This window comes from Rathayibacter sp. AY1E8 (assembly GCF_002931415.1).
Taxonomy (GTDB): Bacteria; Actinomycetota; Actinomycetes; order Actinomycetales; family Microbacteriaceae; genus Rathayibacter.
Window position 1 is genome coordinate 1 of sequence record NZ_PSVI01000068.1, and the last position, 16,056, is coordinate 16,056.

The window sequence follows — 16,056 nt, forward strand, 5'->3', positions numbered from 1 at the left end:
GACCTGCGAGATGTCGAAGTCGGTCGCCGCGCTGAGGTAGGCGTAGGCGTGAGCCGGGTCCATCCCGTAGCGGGCCGCCAGCAGCGCGATGGCCGCGCGTTGGATGACCGAGGCGGGCATGCGCACCTGGCAGGACGCGGCCGGCAACCAGTGCGGCCGCTACGAGGGCGCGACTCCGGGACTCCCGGCGCTCCTGCTCGGCTCGCACCTCGACACGGTGCCCGACGCGGGCCGCTACGACGGGATCCTCGGCGTGATGCTCGCGATCGCCGTGGTGTCGCGCCTGCAGGGGGCGGGCCGGCGCCTGCCGTTCGCCGTCGAGGTCGTCGCGTTCGGCGACGAGGAGGGCACCCGCTTCGGCACAGCGCTCCTCGGCTCCCGCGCCCTCGCCGGCACCTGGGACGAGCACTGGTGGGAGCTCGAGGACGCCGACGGGACGACGCTCGTCGAGGCGTTCCACGAGTTCGGGCTGGACCCCTCGCGCATCCGCACCGCCGCGCGCGACGCGCAGGACGTTCTCGCCTACCTCGAGGCGCACATCGAGCAGGGCCCCTACCTGGAGGAGGCGGACCGCGCCCTCGCCGTGGTCTCCTCGATAGCGGGCGCCCGCCGCTTCGCACTCACCCTCACCGGCAAGGCCGGGCACGCGGGCGGAGTTCCGCTCGACCGCCGCCGCGACGCGCTCACCGGGGCGGCCGAGGCCGTGCTCGCGGTGGAGCGCATCGCGCGGGAGCAGGGCGTGATCGCCACGGTCGGCCGGCTCGAGACCTTCCCGGGCGCGGTCAACGTCATCCCCGGCCGGGTCGAGTTCAGCCTCGACCTCCGCGCCGAGACCGACGCCCAGCGCGACGCGGCGTGGGACGCCATCGAGCACGCGATGTCGGAGTCGGCGTCGCGCCGCCGTCTCGCGCTGACGGTGGAGGAGACCCATTCGGCCCCCGCGGTCGTCGCCTCCTCTCGGCTGCAGGACGTCGTGCGCGCGGGCATCCGGGCGACCGGGGACGCGGAGCCGATGGTGCTGTTCTCCAAGGCCGGCCACGACGCGATGGCGGTCGCCGACCTCGCCGAGTACGCGATGCTCTTCCTCCGCTGCGAGGGCGGCGTCAGCCACCACCCGGACGAGAACGTGACCGAGGCCGACGTCGCGACCGCGCTCGACGCGTTCGAGGCGGCCGTGCTGGCGCTCGCCGACGGGACGCAGACCGCGTGACCCCCGCCCCGGCCCCTTCGACGAGCATCGGTCACCGCATCGATGCCGGCTACGCCGCGCTGTCGCGGCAGGAGCAGCGGGCGGCCGACTTCATCCTCGACCACCTCGGCGACCTGGCCGTCTACACGGCGACCGAGCTCGCCCAGCACAGCGGAGTGTCCAAGGCCACGGTCTCGCGGCTGTTCCGCCGCCTGGGGTTCTCGAACTCGCAGGAGGTGCGCGAGCACGCCCGGGCGCTGCGGTCCTCCGGTGTGCCGGTCGGTCCCGCGCAGGGACAGGGGGATCCGCTCGCCGCGCACCTCGAGAGCGAGCGGGCGAACCTGGCCCGGCTGGCCGCCGCGTTCGGCGACGGGCGGCTGGAGGAGGCGGTGCGGCTGATCGCGGGAGCGCGCGAGGTCGTCGTGATCGGACTGCGCAACAGCTACCCGGTGGCGCTGCACCTGCGCCAGCAGCTCGCGCAGGCGCGCGGAAGCGTCCGGATCGCCCCGCAGCCCGGCCAGTCGCTCGGTGAGGAGCTCGAGGGGCTCGGAGCCGAGGACGTCGTGGTGCTGGTCGGCTTCCGCCGCCGCCCCGCCTCTTTCGCGGCCCTGATCGGGACGCTCGCCGCGCGCGAGGTGCCCGTGGTGCTCCTCGCGGATCCGCCCGCCCGGCGCTACGCGGAGCACGCGGCGGTCTGGCTGGAGTGCCCGGTCGACAGCGGCACGGCGCTGGACAGCTACGCGGCGGCGATGAGCGCGGTCGCGCTCGTGGCGTCCGGAGTGCTCGGCGCGTCCCCGAGGGAGTCGCGCGAGCGGATCGCCGGGATCAGCACGGCCTACGCGGAGCTCGCCGAGCTGGAGGACCGGCCGTGAGCGAGGCGGCGGAGCTGATCCGCGCGCACGCCAAGGACCCCGTCGGGCAGGCCGACCCGACTCCGGCCCTCGGCCGGGCCGAGCTGATCACCCCCACCTGCGGCGACCGGATCGAGCTGCGCGTCGACGGCGGCGCGGAGCAGGTGCGCCTCGCCTGGAGCGGGCGGGGGTGCGAGGTCTCGCGGGGATCCGCGTCGCTGCTCGCGGACGGTCTCGACGGGCTGCCGGCGTCGGACATGCGGGAGCGGATCGACGCGTTCCTCGCGGCGATGGCGCACCGGGAGGGTGCACTCGCCGGCGAGGAGCAGGCGCTGCTCGCGGTGGCGGGCAACCCTGTCCGCTCCGTCTGCGCGACGCTGGCCTGGCGGGCGCTGGCCGCCGCCCTCGACGACGCGGGCCTGGCGTGAACCGCTCAGTCCGGCCCGTCGCGGTCGGCTCCCGACCACAGATCGCCGCACTCCACCCCGCGCGCGCCCCTCGCGCGGAGCAGGTCGCGCGCGCCGGAGTCGCCGTGCACGCCCTCGAGGAGCTCCGGCCAGTGGTCCCGTCCCAGCAGCACCGGATGACCGGGCCGACCGCGGAAGACCGCGCGGGCGAGCACGTCCGGCGCGACCGGCGCCTCCGCGAGCAGCCGGGCCCCCACGCTCGGCGGCTCCTCGGGCAGGTCGACCAGGGCGACCAGCGCGGCGACGCCCTCGGCCGCGGCGAGACCCGCGCGGAGCGACGCCGAGAGGCCGCTCTCCCACTCCGCCGCGACGACCACGTCCGCGGACGGCGGCACCAGGAGGCGCGCCCGTCCGGCCTCCGCGCCCAGGACCACGAGCACCCGCTCGCAGCCCACCGCGCGGAGCCTCTCGACGGCTCGCTCCACCCAGGGAACTCCCGCCGCGTCGCACCGCAGCGCCTTCGGGCCGCCCGCCCGGCGCCCCGCACCCGCCGCGAGCACCAGCCCGACGAGGTCCCGACTCCCGACCAGATCCATCCGACCATCGTGCCGCAGGCCGAGCCCCTGCTCCGCCGGACGAAGGAGACCGCATGACCGACACCCGATCCGAGACCGCCCGCGACGTGCTGCTCGCGTGCCTCGCCGTCCCCCGCTGGGCCGACGAGGTCGCCTCCGGCGCGCCCTACCCGTCGGCCGACGCGCTCGCCGACGCGGCCGAGCGGGCCGCGCGCACGCTCACCGAGGAGGAGGTGGAGGCGGCGCTGGCCGACCACCCGCGGATCGGGGAGCGGCACGCGGGTGCGGGGCGCTCCTCCGCGTTCTCGGCCGCGGAGCAGGCGGCGAGCCGCACGGGCGACGAGGAGCTGACCCGGCGGCTGCTGGCCGGCAACCGCGCCTACGAGGAGCGGTTCGGGCGCGTGTTCCTCCTCCGCGCGGCCGGCCGCGACCGGGCCGAGGTCGTCGCGGAGCTGGAGCGGAGACTCGGGCTCGACGACGAGACGGAGGCCCGCATCGTCGCGGAGCAGCTGCGGGAGATCACGGTGCTGCGGGTCCGCGGCCTCGACGACGGGCGCCTCGTCCGGGCGGAGGCCGCACGATGAGCGGGCACGCCAGCCGCGTCACCACCCACGTGCTCGACGCCGTCCGCGGCCGCCCCGCGCGCGGGGTCCCGGTGGCTCTCGACGCCCGTGCCGGCTCCGGCTGGGAGCGCCTCGCCGAGGCCCGCACCGACGACGACGGCCGCGTGGCGGCCTTCGGGCCGGAGCGCCTGGCCGCCGGGGTGCACCGGGTCGTCTTCGACACCGGCGCCTGGTTCGCCGCCTCGGGCACCGAGTCGTTCTACCCCGAGGTCGTCGTCGCCTTCCGCCTCGACGACGAGGAGGCGCACTTCCACATCCCGCTCCTGCTCAGCCCCTTCGCCTACTCGACCTACCGGGGCAGCTGATGCAGCTGCAGGACGTCCTCGACGCGCCGCAGTTGCGGCTGCGCGTGCTGGTCGCCGGCGACGGAGCGCTCGCCCGGCCGGTCGACGGCATCTTCACGACCGATCTCCTCGACCCGCGCCGCTACATCTCGCGCGACCAGCTGGTGCTGACCGGTCTGGTCTGGCGTCGGGACGCCCAGGACAGCGCGGCCTTCGTCGCCGCGGTCGCGGACTCGGGTGCCAGCGCTCTGCTCGCCGGCGAGGGGCTGCTGGGCTTCGTGCCGGACGACCTCGTCGTCGCCTGCCGCGAGCACGACGTCCCGCTGATCGCCGTGCCGGCCGATGTGTCGTTCGGCGCGATCACGGCGCACCTGTCGAACGCTCTCGCCGGCGACCGCGTGGCCCGGCTGACGGCCGCCCTCGCCCGCCAGCGGGAGCTGCTGACGGAGGTCTACCGGGGGCAGCAGCTCGACGAGCTCGTCACGCGCACCTCGCGCGAGCTCGGACTCCCCGTGTCGGTGCTGACCGCCACCGGCCGGACCGCGGCCTCCGCCTCGCCCCTGGGGCTGGGGGAGATCGAGCGGGTCGTGCACGCGGCGCTCACGGCCCGGCGCAGCCCGGTCGTGGTCGCGGACGCCCGCGGCGGCGCCCTGTCGGCCCTCACCGTCGCCGGAGCGGGCGAGCACCGCGCCACCTCCTGGCTGGTCGTCGTCGGGGGCGACTGGAACGACTGGCCCGCCGCAGTGCTGGACGCCGTGACCGAGCTCGCCGGAGTCGTGGGGGTCTACCGGCTGCAGCGGGAGGCGGCGCTCTCGGCCGACTCCGCTCTCGCCGACCGCCTGCTCGAGCTCGTGGAGGAGGACAGCGAGCAGCCCGAGGCCGCGGTGTACCTGCGGCAGCTCGGACTCGGCGGCGCCGGGCGGTGCGCCGTGGTCGCCGCCGAGTTCGAGGGCGACGCGCCCCCGGACCTGGCGCGCCGTGTCCTGGTCGACGCCGCCGCGCACCTGGGCCGCGCCGTGGTCGGACGCGACGCCCAGGGCTGCGCGGTGGCGGTGCTGCACACCGAGGCGACCGATGCGATCCCCACCGGCGCGGATCCGCTCGCCGTCGTCACCTCGGCGCTGCGACGAGCGGGAGCCGCGTGGCCGGGCGCCGTGCTGCGCGTCGGGACGAGCGCCGCGACTCCGCTGCCCGCGCTCGGCGGCGCCCTCCGCTCGGCACGCTACGGGATGCTGCTGCCGGGCTCTCCGGGCGACGACGCTCCGGTGCGGGTCAGCGACTCCGGGGAGGTCACCTCCGCCGTGCAGCTGCTGACCGCGGTCCCCGACCACCTGCGCTCGGTGTTCGTCGAGCTGGTGCTCGGGCGGCTCGTCGAGCACGACGCGCGCTACGGCTCGCAGCTGGTCGCCACGCTCGCGGCGTTCCTCGACTGCGGCGGCTCGTGGGTGCGCACGGCGGAGCAGACGCACCTGCACCTGAACACGGTGCGGTACCGCATCGCGAGGGTGGAGGAGCTGACGCAGCGCGACCTGTCGGACACCGCGGACCGCGCCGACCTGTTCCTGGCGCTACGCCTGCGCTGACGGCCGAGTGCGCGCGGTCCGCACCGCGCCGCCCGGGCCGGCCCCGTCACTCCGGAGGCGCGATCCGCCTGCCCCGGACGTGCACCGCGGCGATCGCCGGCTCGCGCAGGGTCATCAGCAGGGCGAAGAGCAGCTGGGCCGTCGCCTCCTCCTCGTCGTCCGCGCGGATCCCGTGGGCGAGGACGTCGGCGAGCGGCTCCCACCGGTCGGGCTCGATGCGGAGGAAGTCCGCGTCCTTCCCGGGGTCGAGGCTGCCGAACCGGTCCTCCTGGTCGAGCGCCCGCGCGCCGGCGAGCGTCGCCGTGAACAGGAGCTCGGCCGGATGCAGGGCGACGGCCGCGTCGCCGGGCTCCGAGAGGTGCACCTTGAAGGCGTCGTTCGCCACTCGCGCCAGCAGCCACTCGTCGCCCGCGCCCACGTCCGTGCCGAGGGCGACGGTGACCCCCGAGGCGACGGTCCGGCGCCAGGGCATGGTGCCGGAGCCGAGGAACTGCTGCGAGGTCGGGCAGTGGGCGATCGAGGTGCCGGTCTCCTCCATCCGGTGCAGCTCCGCGTCCTGGCAGTGCACGGCGTGGGCGAGGATCGTGCGCGGCCCGAGGAGGGAGGAGCCTCCGCGCGCGGAGCCGGGGAGGAAGAGCCCGTCGTAGGTGTCGAGGTAGCTGCGGGTGCCGTACGAGCCGAGCACGGCGGCGATCTCGCCGTCGCCGGGCCGGTCGTTCTCGTTGAGGTGGCTGTGCACGTAGACGCCGCGTCCGCGGACGTCGTCGTAGAGGTCGCCGAGCGCTCCGAGGGTCCGGGGAGTGACGGACAGCGAGAACCGCGGGACGAGCGCGACCTGCAGGAGCGGGTCCCTCCCGTGCCAGCGGTCGATCTCCTCCGACGCGAGCGTCAGCGCCTCCTCCTCGGAGGTGATCAGGGGAGCCGCCGAGACCGGGCCCGTGGTCTGGATGCCGCGCCCCGACACGATCCGCAGCCCCGCCTCGCGGCTGCGCTCGAAGAGGGCGTCCTGCGCGGCCGGGAACGCGGAGCCGAAGACCATCGCGGCGGTCGTGCCCGCGGCCACCCGCCGCCGGGTGAAGGCGCGCGCGACGACGTCGGCGAACTCCGGGTCGGCGAGCCGCGCCTCCGCCGGGAACACCGTCCGGTCGAGCCACTCGAGCAGCTGGCCGCCGCCGAAGCCGTCGGTCGAGAACGTCTGGGGGAAGTGCACGTGCGCGTCGACGAAGCCGGGCAGCAGGATCGACGCGGCGTCGCCGGAGACCGGCAGGAGAGCGAAGCGGTCCGGCAGCTCGCGGTACGGACCGACCCAGGCGATCGTGCCGTCCTCGTCCACGGCGAGAGCGCCGTCCGGGATCGACACCAGCGACTCCCGCGCGGTCGCGAGCGTCGCACCCCCGGCGACGTGCAGCACGTGCCCCCGGTGGACGCCCCCGGTGCCGGTCACACCAGGCCCGTGTAGGCGGTCCAGGCGGATCCCGCGGGGGGCGCGTCGTCGCGGGTGACGCTCGCCTGGATCAGCCCGTAGGGGCGGTCGGCGGCGTGGAAGACCTCGTTGTCGTTCTCGACGCCGAAGGGCGAGAGGTCGTAGACGAAGTGGTGCTTGTTCGGCGCGGAGAGACGGATCTCGACGATCTGCGGGTACTCCTCCAGGACCGCCTTCCCCATCTCGAAGAGCGTCTGCTGGAGGGCGAGGGAGTGCACGGTCGCGAAGCGGCTCGTCATGAGCGCCTTGACGCCCGCGTAGACCGCCTCCCAGTCCATTGCCGCGATCTCGTCCTCGCTCAGGGCGAAGCGCCACTTCGCGACCAGCGAGGTCGCCATCACCCGGTCGTGCGTCGGCTGGAGGACCGTGTACGGGTCGGTGAGGAAGCTGTGGAACTCGCTCCCCGTGGACTTCAGGATCGTGAGGTCCTTGAAGCCGCCGGTGATCCAGATCCGCCGCTCGTCACCCGAGCCCTCGACCGTGACCGACGCGATCCGCGTCTCCTGGCCCTTCCGGACCCAGGTGTGGTCGTGCTCGCGCCCGTCCACCAGCACGCGCTCCCAGGCGAACTCCTCGATCTCGATGCGGGCGCCGTGGACGGGCTCGTAGCCGTCGACGAAGTGGCGGGCCAGCTCGAGGCCGTAGGGCTCGATCGAGCGCAGGCCCTTCTCCTTGGCGAAGGCGTACGCCGTCTGCTTCTGCGTGTCCGTGGGCAGGACGGCCGACTGGTCGCCCTCTCGGTGCGCGGCCTCGAAGTCGCCGCGGAGGGCCGTGGAGATGTTGACGTCGTGGATCTCGTGCCGCGGGGTCTCGCGGTAGATCCGCACGACGCGGTTCTCGGCCTTCCCGTACTGGTGGTCCCCGAGGATGATCGACATGTCCGCTCCTGTCCGTTCCGTGCGGCCGGGCCCGGTCACGCGGTGGTGACCGTCCTGCTCGCGGCTCCTGCGAGCCCGTCTGCCAGCCTCGCGCCTGCCGGGGGCTCCGCGCACTGGCGGAGCATCCCGAGGAGCCGCCGCCGGGACTCCGAGTCTTGTGCGATCCGCCCGCTCCGCGGCTCCGACCCGCCTCCGTTCACACGCTCGAAACCTGCCGATGACACGGCGGCGCTCGGCGTGAGCGGTCGAGCTCCCCGAGGTGTCGTCAGGGAGGCGGGGAATCGGCGGATCGAGGTCAGGGGCGGGTGAGGAGGCGCCCGGCGGGCGGCACCGTCTCGGCGGTGACGCGTCGGCCGCCCACCCAGGTGGCGGCGACGGCGCCGCGGAGGACGCGGCCCTCGTAGGCCGAGACGGGGTTCCGGTGCGAGAGGGCGTCGACGTCCACGCGCCACTGCGCCTCCGGGTCGAACGCGACCAGGTCGGCGTCGGACCCCGCGTGCAGCAGGCCCTTCTGGCCGAGCCCGGCGAACGCGGCGGTCGCCGTGGACATCCAGGCGACGACCTGCTCGAGCGGGATGCCCCGCTCGCGGGCCCCGGTCCAGACCGCGCGGAAGCTCAGCTCGAGTCCCGAGATCCCGCCCCAGGCGACGCCGAAGTCGCCGCCGGCGGGGAGCTTCAGCTCGGCGGTGGCGGGGGAGTGGTCCGAGGCGATGATGTCGATCGTCCCGTCGAGCAGCCCCTTCCAGAGCAGCTCGCGGTTGCGCTCGTCGCGGATCGGCGGGCAGCACTTGAACTGTGTGCCGCCGTCGGGGATCGAGCCGGCGTCGAAGGTGAGGTAGTGCGGGCAGGTCTCGGCTGTGATCGGCAGCCCCTCGGCCTTGGCCTCGCGCAGGAGCGGCAGCGCGTCGGCGGAGGAGAGGTGCAGGATGTGCGCGCGGCAGCCGGTCTCGCGGACGGCCTCGATCACGTGCAGGATCGCGCTGCGCTCGGAGGCGGGCGGGCGGGAGTCGACGAACGCGCCGTAGGAGGCGCCGGGCTCCAGCGCGCTCGCCTCCAGCTCGGCCGGGTCCTCGGCGTGCACGATCAGCAGTCCGTCGAAGGCGGCGATCTCGCGCATCGCCTCGACGAGCTGCTCCCGGCTCAGGTGCGGGAACTCGTCCACGCCGCTCGGCGAGAGGAAGCACTTGAAGCCGAAGACGCCCGCGTCGTGGAGCTCGCGCAGCGTGCCGAGGTTCGAGGGGATCGCCCCGCCCCAGAAGCCGACGTCCACCTGCGCCTGCGGCCCGGCGGCCGCGCGCTTGGCCTCGAGCCCCGCCACCGTGGTGGTCGGCGGGATCGAGTTCAGCGGCATGTCGATGATCGTGGTGACGCCCCCGGCGGCGGCGGCGCGGGTGGCGGAGGCGAAGCCCTCCCACTCCGTGCGGCCCGGCTCGTTGACGTGCACGTGGGTGTCGACGATCCCCGGGATCAGGACCTGGCCCTCGGGGAGGACGATCTCCTCCGTGGTCCGCCAGGGGGCGTCCCGCTCGCCGACCGCGACGATCAGGCCCTCGGCGATCGCGATGCTGGCCGGACGCCGGCCGTTCTCGGTCAGCACGTCGGAGGCGCGGATCACGAGGTCGAGGAAGGGAGCGTCGTCAGGCATGGATCGACCCTATACTCGGCATGTTTCCTGCGTGTGAGCGCCCGTCGGCGGCTCCGCCCGGCCTCCCCGCAGCCCCGGCGCCGTCGCCTCCCGTCCGAGAAGAGGAGGCCGTCGTGCTCGACATCGCCGCCCCCCTGCTCGAGCGCGTCGAGGGGGGCGGGAGCGTCGCGGTCGTCACGGTCACGCACGTCTTCGGCTCGGCTCCCCGCGCTCTCGGCTCCTCGATGGCGGTGGACGCGGAGGGGCGGGCGATCGGCTCGATCTCCGGCGGCTGCGTCGAGGCGCAGGCGTACGCGCTGGCCCAGGAGGTGCTCGGCACCTCGGGCAGCGCGTCCGAGCACTTCGGCTTCGACGACGAGGCGGCCTTCGCCGCCGGCCTGTCCTGCGGGGGGCAGCTGCGCGTGTTCGGCCAGGTCGTCGACTCCGGCTCCACCGCGGTCCTCGCCGAGCTGCGCGCCGCCCGCGCCGGCCGCTCGGCCGCGCTGGCGATCGTCGTCGGCGGCCCGGAGGAGCTGATCGGCCTCGTGCTCACCGGAGCGACGCGCCTCCAGGACGTCGTCGGCCCGCACCTGGACGAGGACACCGCCCGCCGCATCCTCGCCGAGCGCGAGGCGCGCCTGGCCTCCGGCCGCTCGGCCACGGTCGAGACCGCCTGCCGAGGTGCCGAGCTCGAGATCGCCTACGTCGTGCACGCCGAGCGGCCGCGCCTGCTGATCTACGGCGCCGTCGACTTCTCCGCCGCGCTCTGCTCCGCCGGCGCCCTGCTCGGCTACCGCGTGACCGTCTGCGACGCGCGTCCGGTGTTCGCGACCGCCGAGCGCTTCCCCGGCGCCGACGAGGTCCTCGTCGAGTGGCCGTCCGACCACCTCGCCCGCGCCGAGGTCGACTCGCGCACCGTGATCGCGGTGCTCACGCACGACGAGAAGTTCGACATCCCGCTGCTCGAGACCGCGCTCGCGCTCCCGGTCGCCTACGTCGGCGCGATGGGGTCGCGGCGCGCCCATGAGCGGCGGCTGCGGCTGCTGCGCGAGGCGGGAGTGACGGAGGAGACGCTCGCCCGCCTGCACTCGCCGATCGGCCTGGACATCGGCGCGTCGACGCCGGAGGAGACGGCCGTGTCGATCCTCGCGGAGGTCCTCGCCGCGCGCACGGGGACGTCCGGGGAGCCGCTCGCGGGGCGCTCGGGCCCGATCCACGCGGCGCGCTGAGCCGCACGTCCTCCCCTGACGGCGCGCCGTCGTGATCGCGCCGGCCTGCTCGCACTCCGGCGGGAAACGGCCGCGAAACACCGCGCTGCCATGCTCGGGGCATGCAGCGCCACGTCCTCACCGGAGCCCACGTCGCCACCGTCGACGCGCACGGGACCGAGCACCCCGTCGGCCACGTCGTCGTCGACGACTCCCGCATCGTCGCCGTCGGAGCCGGCGACCCTCCGGCGTGGGCCCTCGACGGACGGTCCCCGACGGGCCTGCCGGCGCAGGAGGCGATCGCGCTCACGCGGGTCGACGGCCGCGGCCACCTGCTCACTCCCGGGCTCGTCAACACGCACCACCACCTCTACCAGTGGCTCACCCGCGGCTGGGCGCAGGACTCGATCCTCTTCGACTGGCTCGTCGCGCTCTACCCCGCCTGGTCCCGCATCGACGCCGACCTGACCCGCTCCGCCGCCCTCGGCGCGATGGGCGTCCTCGCCCGGTCCGGCTGCAGCACGGTCGCCGACCACCACTACGTCTTCCCGCGGGGCTCCGGCGACATCGTCGGCGGCATCGTCGACGCGGCCGGCACCCTCGGCCTCCGGCTGCACGCGACCCGCGGGTCGATGGACCTCGGCGAGTCCCGGGGCGGCCTCCCGCCGGACTTCGCCGTCGAGACCACGGCGGCCGCGCTCCAGGCCAGTGGAGAGGCGGTCCAGCGGTACCACGACGCCTCCGCCGACGCGATGGTGCGGGTCGCGATCGCCCCGTGCTCGCCCTTCTCGGTGACCACCGACCTGCTGCGCGAGTCGGCCGTCCTCGCCCGTCAGCTCGGGGTCCGGCTGCACACCCACGGCTCCGAGACCGTGGAGGAGGACGCCTACACGCGGGAGGCGTTCGGCCTCTCGCCCACCGACCACCTGGAGTCGCTCGGCTGGCTCGGCGATGACGTCTGGATGGCGCACTGCGTCTACCTCGACGCCGACGCGATCGCGAAGTTCGCGGCCACGGGCACCGGAGTCGCGCACTGCCCGTCCTCGAACGGCCGGCTCGCGGCGGGCATCGCGCCGATCCCGCAGCTGCTGGCTGCGGGAGCCCCGGTCGGCCTCGGCGTGGACGGCGCGGCGTCGAACGAGTCCGGTCAGCTCGGCTCCGAGATCCGCGCCGCGGTGCTGATGAACCGCCTGCGCGCCGGCGCCGACCGGATGAGCGCCCGGCAGGCGCTCTCGGTCGCCACCATCGGCGGGGCCCGGGTGCTCGGCCGGCAGGACGAGATCGGCTCGATCGAGGTCGGCAAGCTCGCCGACCTCGCGCTCTGGCGGATCGACGGGATCGAGCACGCGGGCATCGCGGACCCGGTCGCGGCGCTCGCACTCGGAGCGCAGCCCCCGCTGAGCCTGCTCCTGGTGCAGGGTCGCCCGACGGTGCGGGAGGGACGGCTGGTGAACGCGGACGAGGACGCGATCGCCCGCGAGGTCGCCCGGGCGAGCACGGAGCTGGCGTCGCGCGTCTGAGCTGCGGCAGCCGATCGGCGCTCAGCCCGTCGTCGTTCAACCGGGCGGCGCCTCCGCCTCGACGGACGCGACCGGGGCGGCGTCCGGGTGCAGGAGCCGCCAGATCCGGTCGCGGGAGAGCGGCAGCTCGGTCGGCCGCACGCCGATCGCATCGCGGACGGCGTTGGCGAGTGCGGGGGCGACCGGGTTGTAGGGCGCCTCGCTCATCGACTTCGCGCCGAACGGCCCGAGCTCGTCGGCGGTGTCCGCGAAGAGCACCTCGGTCTCGGGCACGTCCGCCATCTGCGGGATGTGGTAGTTCCGGAGGATCGCCGTGGTCACGGTGCCCTCGCCGTCGAGGATCACCTCCTCGTACAGCGCCGAGCCGATCGCCTGCGCCACTCCGCCCTCGACCTGCCCGCGGCACTGCGCCGGGTTGATCACGAAGCCGGCGTCGGCCGCCTGGACCGACTGCAGGATCCGCACCTCGCCCGTCGGCTCGTGCACCGCGACGCGGAAGCCCTGGACGTTGAACGCGAGCGAGCGCTGAGCGCCGTCCTCGCTCCCGGTCGCGGTGACCGGTCCGCCGGCCGCACGGACCAGATCGGCGAACGCGACCCGGGTGCCGTCCGGAGCGAGCAGGCCCTCGTCGTCGGGCTCGAAGGTCTCGTCGTGCCCGGTCAGCCGCTTGGCGAGCGCCTGCAGCTCGGCGAGGAGGCGCGTCGCGGCCGAGTGGACGGCCTTGCCCGCGACCACCGTGCCGGCGCTGCCGAACGCTCCGGTGTCGTAGCGGGCCGCGTCCGTGTCGGACTGGCGGATCCGCACCCGGTCGGCCGAGGCGCGGAAGGCGCTTGCGACCAGCTGCGTGTGCACGGTGGTCGTCCCGTTGCCGAACTCGGCCGTGCCGACGCCGATGGTCAGCACTCCCTCGGCGTCGACGGTGACGGTCGCCTCCGAGAAGTGGCCCCGCGGTGGGATGGTGGCGATCATCGCCAGTGCCGTGCCCTGCCCTGTCCGCCACCCCGGTCCGTCGGGGGCGGGGGAGCCGCCGCCGCCGGCCAGTGCCGCCTCGGTGAGGTCGAGGCACTGGTCGAGCCCGTAGGAGGCGAAGCCGATGTCGTCGCCCTCGACGTGCGTGACCACCAGCGGCTCGCCCGGGCGCACCGCGTTGATCCGCCGCAGCTCGAACGGGTCGATCCCGAGCTCGCGGGCGAGATCGTCCATCGCCGACTCGATGCCGAAGATCACCTGCCCGAGGCCGTAGCCGCGGAACGCCCCAGAGGGGAGGTTGTTCGTGTAGACGGCCTGCGCGTCGACGCGCTTGCTGGGCGCGCTGTAGACGGCGACCGACTCCGAGGTGCCGTGGAACATCACGCCGGGTCCGTGGTTGCCGTAGGCGCCGGTGTCCGAGAGCACGTCCACGGCGAGGGCGGTCAGCCGTCCGTCGCGCCGGGCGCCGAGCGTGACGCCGACCCGCATCGGGTGTCGGCAGGGGGCCATCGTGAACTCGTCGCTCCGGGTGAACTCGAACTGCACGGGCCGGCCGGTGGCGAGCACGGCGAGGGCGACGACGTCCTCCGTCAGGATCTCCTGCTTGCCGCCGAAGCCGCCGCCCACCCGTGCCGTGAAGACGCGGACGGTCGACGGATCGCGGTCGAACAGGCGCGCGATCTCGTCGCGCACGAGGAAGGGCACCTGCGTCGAGGTCCGCAGCACCAGCTCTCCGCCCTCGAGCCAGCCGATGGTGCCGTGGGTCTCGAGCGCCGTGTGCGCGACCCGGGAGGTCGAGTACCGGCCCTCGACGACCACGTCGGCCTCCGCGAGTCCGGCGGCCACGTCCCCGTACTCTCCGTGGAGCTCCGCGACGACGTTCGCCTCCGGCCGGGCGATGCGCGAGGCGATCGGATCCTTGTCGGCGTGCAGGAGCGGCGCGCCGGCCGAGCGCGCCTCCTCCGGGTCGAAGACGGCGGGCAGCACCTCGTAGTCGACCTCGACGGCGCGGCAGGCCGCCTCCGCCTCGGCCACCGACTCCGCGACCACCACGGCCACGCGCTGCCCGCGGAACCGGACGACCGTGTCGAGCATGCGCGTGTCGTCCGGGTCGTCGAGCCGGGACTCGTGGCGGGCGGTGGAGTAGAGGACGTCCGGGACGTCCTCGGCGGTGAGGACCGCGACGACGCCCCGCATCGCGCGGGCGGCGGTCGTGTCGATCGAGCGGATGCGCGCGTGGGCGTGCGGGCTCTGGACGACCTTCACGTGCAGCAGGCCGGGCACGGCGACGTCGAGGGTGAACGGCTCGCGGCCCTGGACGATCCGCCGGCCGGCGGGCGCGCCGAGCGAGCGGCCGACCCGTGACTCCTCGGCCGATGGGCGACCGGTGCGGCGGACGGGGGTGAGACCCGACGGCGGGGCCGCGTGCCGTCCGCGGACCGGGGCCTCCGTGCGATCCGCTCCGGACGGCTCGGCCGCGTGCGCGCCGTGCCCGGACGCGCAGGCGCCCGTCACGGCCTCGCGGATGGGGCGGTAGCCCGTGCACCGGCAGAGGTTGCCCTTCATCAGCCGCGGCACGTCCTCGGCGCGGACTCCGTCGAGCGCCGTGGCCGTGACCACCATGCCGGCCGTGCAGAAGCCGCACTGGAACGCGCCGGCCTCGACGAACGCCTCCTGCACCGCGCTCGGCTCCTCGGGCGTGCCGAGGCCGGCCGCTGTCGTCACCTCGCGGCCCTCGACGCGGTGGGCGGGGTAGAGGCAGGAGTGGAACGGCGTCCCGTCGACGAGGACGGAGCAGGCGCCGCAGTCGCCGGCGTCGCACCCCTTCTTCACCTCGAAGTGCTCGTGGTCGCGGAGGAGGGTGCGCAGCACCTGGCCGGGGCGGGGGGAGGCGTCGACCGGCTCCCCGTTGACGGTGAACCTCATCGGGCGCCTCCGGCCAGCTCGGTGCGGATCTCCTCGGCGAGCACGCGGACGACGGCGTGGCGCCAGTCGGCGGCTCCGTGCGGGTCGGTGAACCAGGTCGCGACGCCGTCGACGGCCGCGGCGAGCTCGGCCGAGGAGGGAACGGCGGCGAAGCGGAGCCGCTCCGGCCGGACGGTCGCCGCGGTGATCGTGAGCACGAACGCGCCGTCGGTGTCGAGGCGGCCGATGACGACGGCGCCGGAGCGTCCGAGAGGGGAGAGCGCCGTCTTGCGGAACGCGGTGCGCGCCCGGAGGGAGAAGAGCGGGATCTCGATCGAGCGGATGACGTCGTCCTGGGCCAGGGAAGTGGTCATGTTGCCGGTCACGAGCTCGGCGACCGGCACGGCGACGTCCGAGCCGTCGGCCCGCCAGACGAGGGCGGTGGCGTCGAGCGCGGCGGCGAGGCTGATCATCGGTCCTGCGGGCAGGGCGTTGGCGATGTTGCCGCCGACAGTGGCGACGTTCCAGATCTTGAAGGAGCCCAGCAGTGCCGTGCAGCACTGGAAGAAGAGCGGATGGGCGGTGTCGCCCGCGTCGGGCATCGCGGCGAGCTCGCTGAGCGTGCAGGTCGCCGCGATCGAGAGCCCGGCGTCCGTGCGCACGATCGGCTCCCACGCGAATCCCTGCAGGTCGAGGAGCTCGTCGAGGTGGTCGTGGGGGAGGGAGAACACCCAGGAGCCGCCTCCGATGACCGCTGAGCGCGGCCCGCGGCCCGCCAGCTCGGAGCGCTCGCGCACCACCCGGACGCGCTGGATCGTGTTCAGGTCCATGCAGCGCCTCCGTCCCGCGCCCGTCGGGCGTCTCCCCCCAGTGAACCCCACCCGTGTGACGCCCGTGTTTCCCCACCCGGGTGGTGCGCGAGCGCTCCGAGCTGGCGGGCCGCGGGCCGCGCTCAGC

14 protein-coding genes are annotated in these 16,056 nt (G+C 75.0%); 8 read left to right on the forward strand and 6 right to left on the reverse strand.

All coding sequences use genetic code 11. From position 1 onward, the window contains the following. The first annotated feature begins 118 nt into the window (after positions 1 to 118). The 3 genes from C5C74_RS15175 to C5C74_RS15185 are packed head-to-tail and all read left to right on the forward strand — an operon-like array spanning position 119 to position 2,468. Positions 119 to 1,210 carry an allantoate amidohydrolase gene (locus tag C5C74_RS15175; RefSeq protein ID WP_258064201.1) on the forward strand — a complete coding sequence of 364 codons (1,092 nt, stop codon included), beginning with the start codon at positions 119 to 121 and terminating at the stop codon, positions 1,208 to 1,210. Then, positions 1,207 to 2,061 (forward strand): MurR/RpiR family transcriptional regulator, encoded by an 855-nt coding sequence (locus C5C74_RS15180; protein WP_219812920.1) that lies wholly within the window; start codon positions 1,207 to 1,209, stop codon positions 2,059 to 2,061. The genes C5C74_RS15175 and C5C74_RS15180 overlap by 4 nt, the downstream gene beginning before the upstream one ends. Next, complete coding sequence (locus C5C74_RS15185) at positions 2,058 to 2,468, forward strand: iron-sulfur cluster assembly scaffold protein (RefSeq protein WP_104223491.1); 411 nt, start codon at positions 2,058 to 2,060, stop codon at positions 2,466 to 2,468. Before C5C74_RS15180 ends, C5C74_RS15185 begins: the two co-directional genes overlap by 4 nt. Before the next feature lie 5 nt (positions 2,469 to 2,473). Here C5C74_RS15185 and C5C74_RS15190 read toward each other — a convergent pair whose 3' ends face one another. Beyond that, positions 2,474 to 3,043, reverse strand: coding sequence for an NTP transferase domain-containing protein (locus tag C5C74_RS15190; RefSeq protein WP_104234583.1), 570 nt, complete (start codon positions 3,041 to 3,043; stop codon positions 2,474 to 2,476). A 53-nt stretch (positions 3,044 to 3,096) separates the two neighbouring features. On the opposite strand from C5C74_RS15190, the gene uraD reads away from it, so the two are divergent. The 3 genes from uraD to C5C74_RS15205 are packed head-to-tail and all read left to right on the forward strand — an operon-like array spanning position 3,097 to position 5,512. Then, positions 3,097 to 3,606, forward strand: a complete 510-nt coding sequence (uraD, locus tag C5C74_RS15195) for a 2-oxo-4-hydroxy-4-carboxy-5-ureidoimidazoline decarboxylase (protein WP_104234584.1) — start codon at positions 3,097 to 3,099, stop codon at positions 3,604 to 3,606. Then, positions 3,603 to 3,950 carry a hydroxyisourate hydrolase gene (uraH, locus tag C5C74_RS15200; protein ID WP_104239680.1) on the forward strand — a complete coding sequence of 116 codons (348 nt, stop codon included), beginning with the start codon at positions 3,603 to 3,605 and terminating at the stop codon, positions 3,948 to 3,950. Before uraD ends, uraH begins: the two co-directional genes overlap by 4 nt. Beyond that, positions 3,950 to 5,512, forward strand: coding sequence for a PucR family transcriptional regulator (locus tag C5C74_RS15205; protein ID WP_104351827.1), 1,563 nt, complete (start codon positions 3,950 to 3,952; stop codon positions 5,510 to 5,512). Before uraH ends, C5C74_RS15205 begins: the two co-directional genes overlap by 1 nt. Positions 5,513 to 5,558: 46 nt before the next feature. Here C5C74_RS15205 and C5C74_RS15210 read toward each other — a convergent pair whose 3' ends face one another. The 3 genes from C5C74_RS15210 to allB all read right to left on the reverse strand — a co-directional run bounded on the left by C5C74_RS15210 (position 5,559) and on the right by allB (position 9,518). Further along, the gene (locus tag C5C74_RS15210; RefSeq protein WP_104351828.1) at positions 5,559 to 6,956 is read right to left on the reverse strand and encodes an amidohydrolase family protein; all 1,398 of its coding nucleotides are present in this window, start codon (positions 6,954 to 6,956) and stop codon (positions 5,559 to 5,561) included. Then, positions 6,953 to 7,873: a factor-independent urate hydroxylase gene (gene pucL / locus C5C74_RS15215; protein WP_104328099.1), complete on the reverse strand. Its 921-nt coding sequence runs from the start codon at positions 7,871 to 7,873 to the stop codon at positions 6,953 to 6,955. The genes C5C74_RS15210 and pucL overlap by 4 nt, the downstream gene beginning before the upstream one ends. A gap of 295 nt (positions 7,874 to 8,168) precedes the next feature. Next, positions 8,169 to 9,518: an allantoinase AllB gene (gene allB / locus C5C74_RS15220; protein WP_104351829.1), complete on the reverse strand. Its 1,350-nt coding sequence runs from the start codon at positions 9,516 to 9,518 to the stop codon at positions 8,169 to 8,171. A gap of 113 nt (positions 9,519 to 9,631) precedes the next feature. Between allB and C5C74_RS15225 the strand changes: the two genes are divergently transcribed. Then, complete coding sequence (locus tag C5C74_RS15225; RefSeq protein WP_219813491.1) at positions 9,632 to 10,726, forward strand: XdhC family protein; 1,095 nt, start codon at positions 9,632 to 9,634, stop codon at positions 10,724 to 10,726. A 101-nt stretch (positions 10,727 to 10,827) separates the two neighbouring features. Next, positions 10,828 to 12,225 carry an 8-oxoguanine deaminase gene (locus tag C5C74_RS15230; protein ID WP_104351831.1) on the forward strand — a complete coding sequence of 466 codons (1,398 nt, stop codon included), beginning with the start codon at positions 10,828 to 10,830 and terminating at the stop codon, positions 12,223 to 12,225. A 36-nt stretch (positions 12,226 to 12,261) separates the two neighbouring features. Here the strand turns inward: C5C74_RS15230 and C5C74_RS15235 are convergent, their stop codons facing one another. Together C5C74_RS15235 and C5C74_RS15240 are read right to left on the reverse strand one after the other, a co-directional pair. Continuing rightward, on the reverse strand, positions 12,262 to 15,120 hold the full coding sequence (locus C5C74_RS15235; protein ID WP_104351832.1) for a molybdopterin cofactor-binding domain-containing protein: 2,859 nt from the start codon (positions 15,118 to 15,120) through the stop codon (positions 12,262 to 12,264). Beyond that, entirely contained in the window at positions 15,117 to 15,929 is an 813-nt protein-coding gene (locus C5C74_RS15240) for an FAD binding domain-containing protein (protein WP_104319954.1), read from the reverse strand. Before C5C74_RS15240 ends, C5C74_RS15235 begins: the two co-directional genes overlap by 4 nt. Positions 15,930 to 16,056: the final 127 nt, after the last annotated feature.

What these genes read in the sequence shown, in the direction of transcription:
- C5C74_RS15175 (WP_258064201.1), top strand. Translation starts at nt 119, where the DNA reads ATGCGCACCTGGCAGGACGCGGCCGGCAACCAGTGCGGCCGCTACGAG.
- C5C74_RS15190 (WP_104234583.1), bottom strand. Translation starts at nt 3,043, where the DNA reads ATGGATCTGGTCGGGAGTCGGGACCTCGTCGGGCTGGTGCTCGCGGCG.
- uraD (WP_104234584.1), top strand. Translation starts at nt 3,097, where the DNA reads ATGACCGACACCCGATCCGAGACCGCCCGCGACGTGCTGCTCGCGTGC.
- uraH (WP_104239680.1), top strand. Translation starts at nt 3,603, where the DNA reads ATGAGCGGGCACGCCAGCCGCGTCACCACCCACGTGCTCGACGCCGTC.
- C5C74_RS15205 (WP_104351827.1), top strand. Translation starts at nt 3,950, where the DNA reads ATGCAGCTGCAGGACGTCCTCGACGCGCCGCAGTTGCGGCTGCGCGTG.
- pucL (WP_104328099.1), bottom strand. Translation starts at nt 7,873, where the DNA reads ATGTCGATCATCCTCGGGGACCACCAGTACGGGAAGGCCGAGAACCGC.
- allB (WP_104351829.1), bottom strand. Translation starts at nt 9,518, where the DNA reads ATGCCTGACGACGCTCCCTTCCTCGACCTCGTGATCCGCGCCTCCGAC.
- C5C74_RS15230 (WP_104351831.1), top strand. Translation starts at nt 10,828, where the DNA reads ATGCAGCGCCACGTCCTCACCGGAGCCCACGTCGCCACCGTCGACGCG.
- C5C74_RS15235 (WP_104351832.1), bottom strand. Translation starts at nt 15,120, where the DNA reads ATGAGGTTCACCGTCAACGGGGAGCCGGTCGACGCCTCCCCCCGCCCC.
- C5C74_RS15240 (WP_104319954.1), bottom strand. Translation starts at nt 15,929, where the DNA reads ATGGACCTGAACACGATCCAGCGCGTCCGGGTGGTGCGCGAGCGCTCC.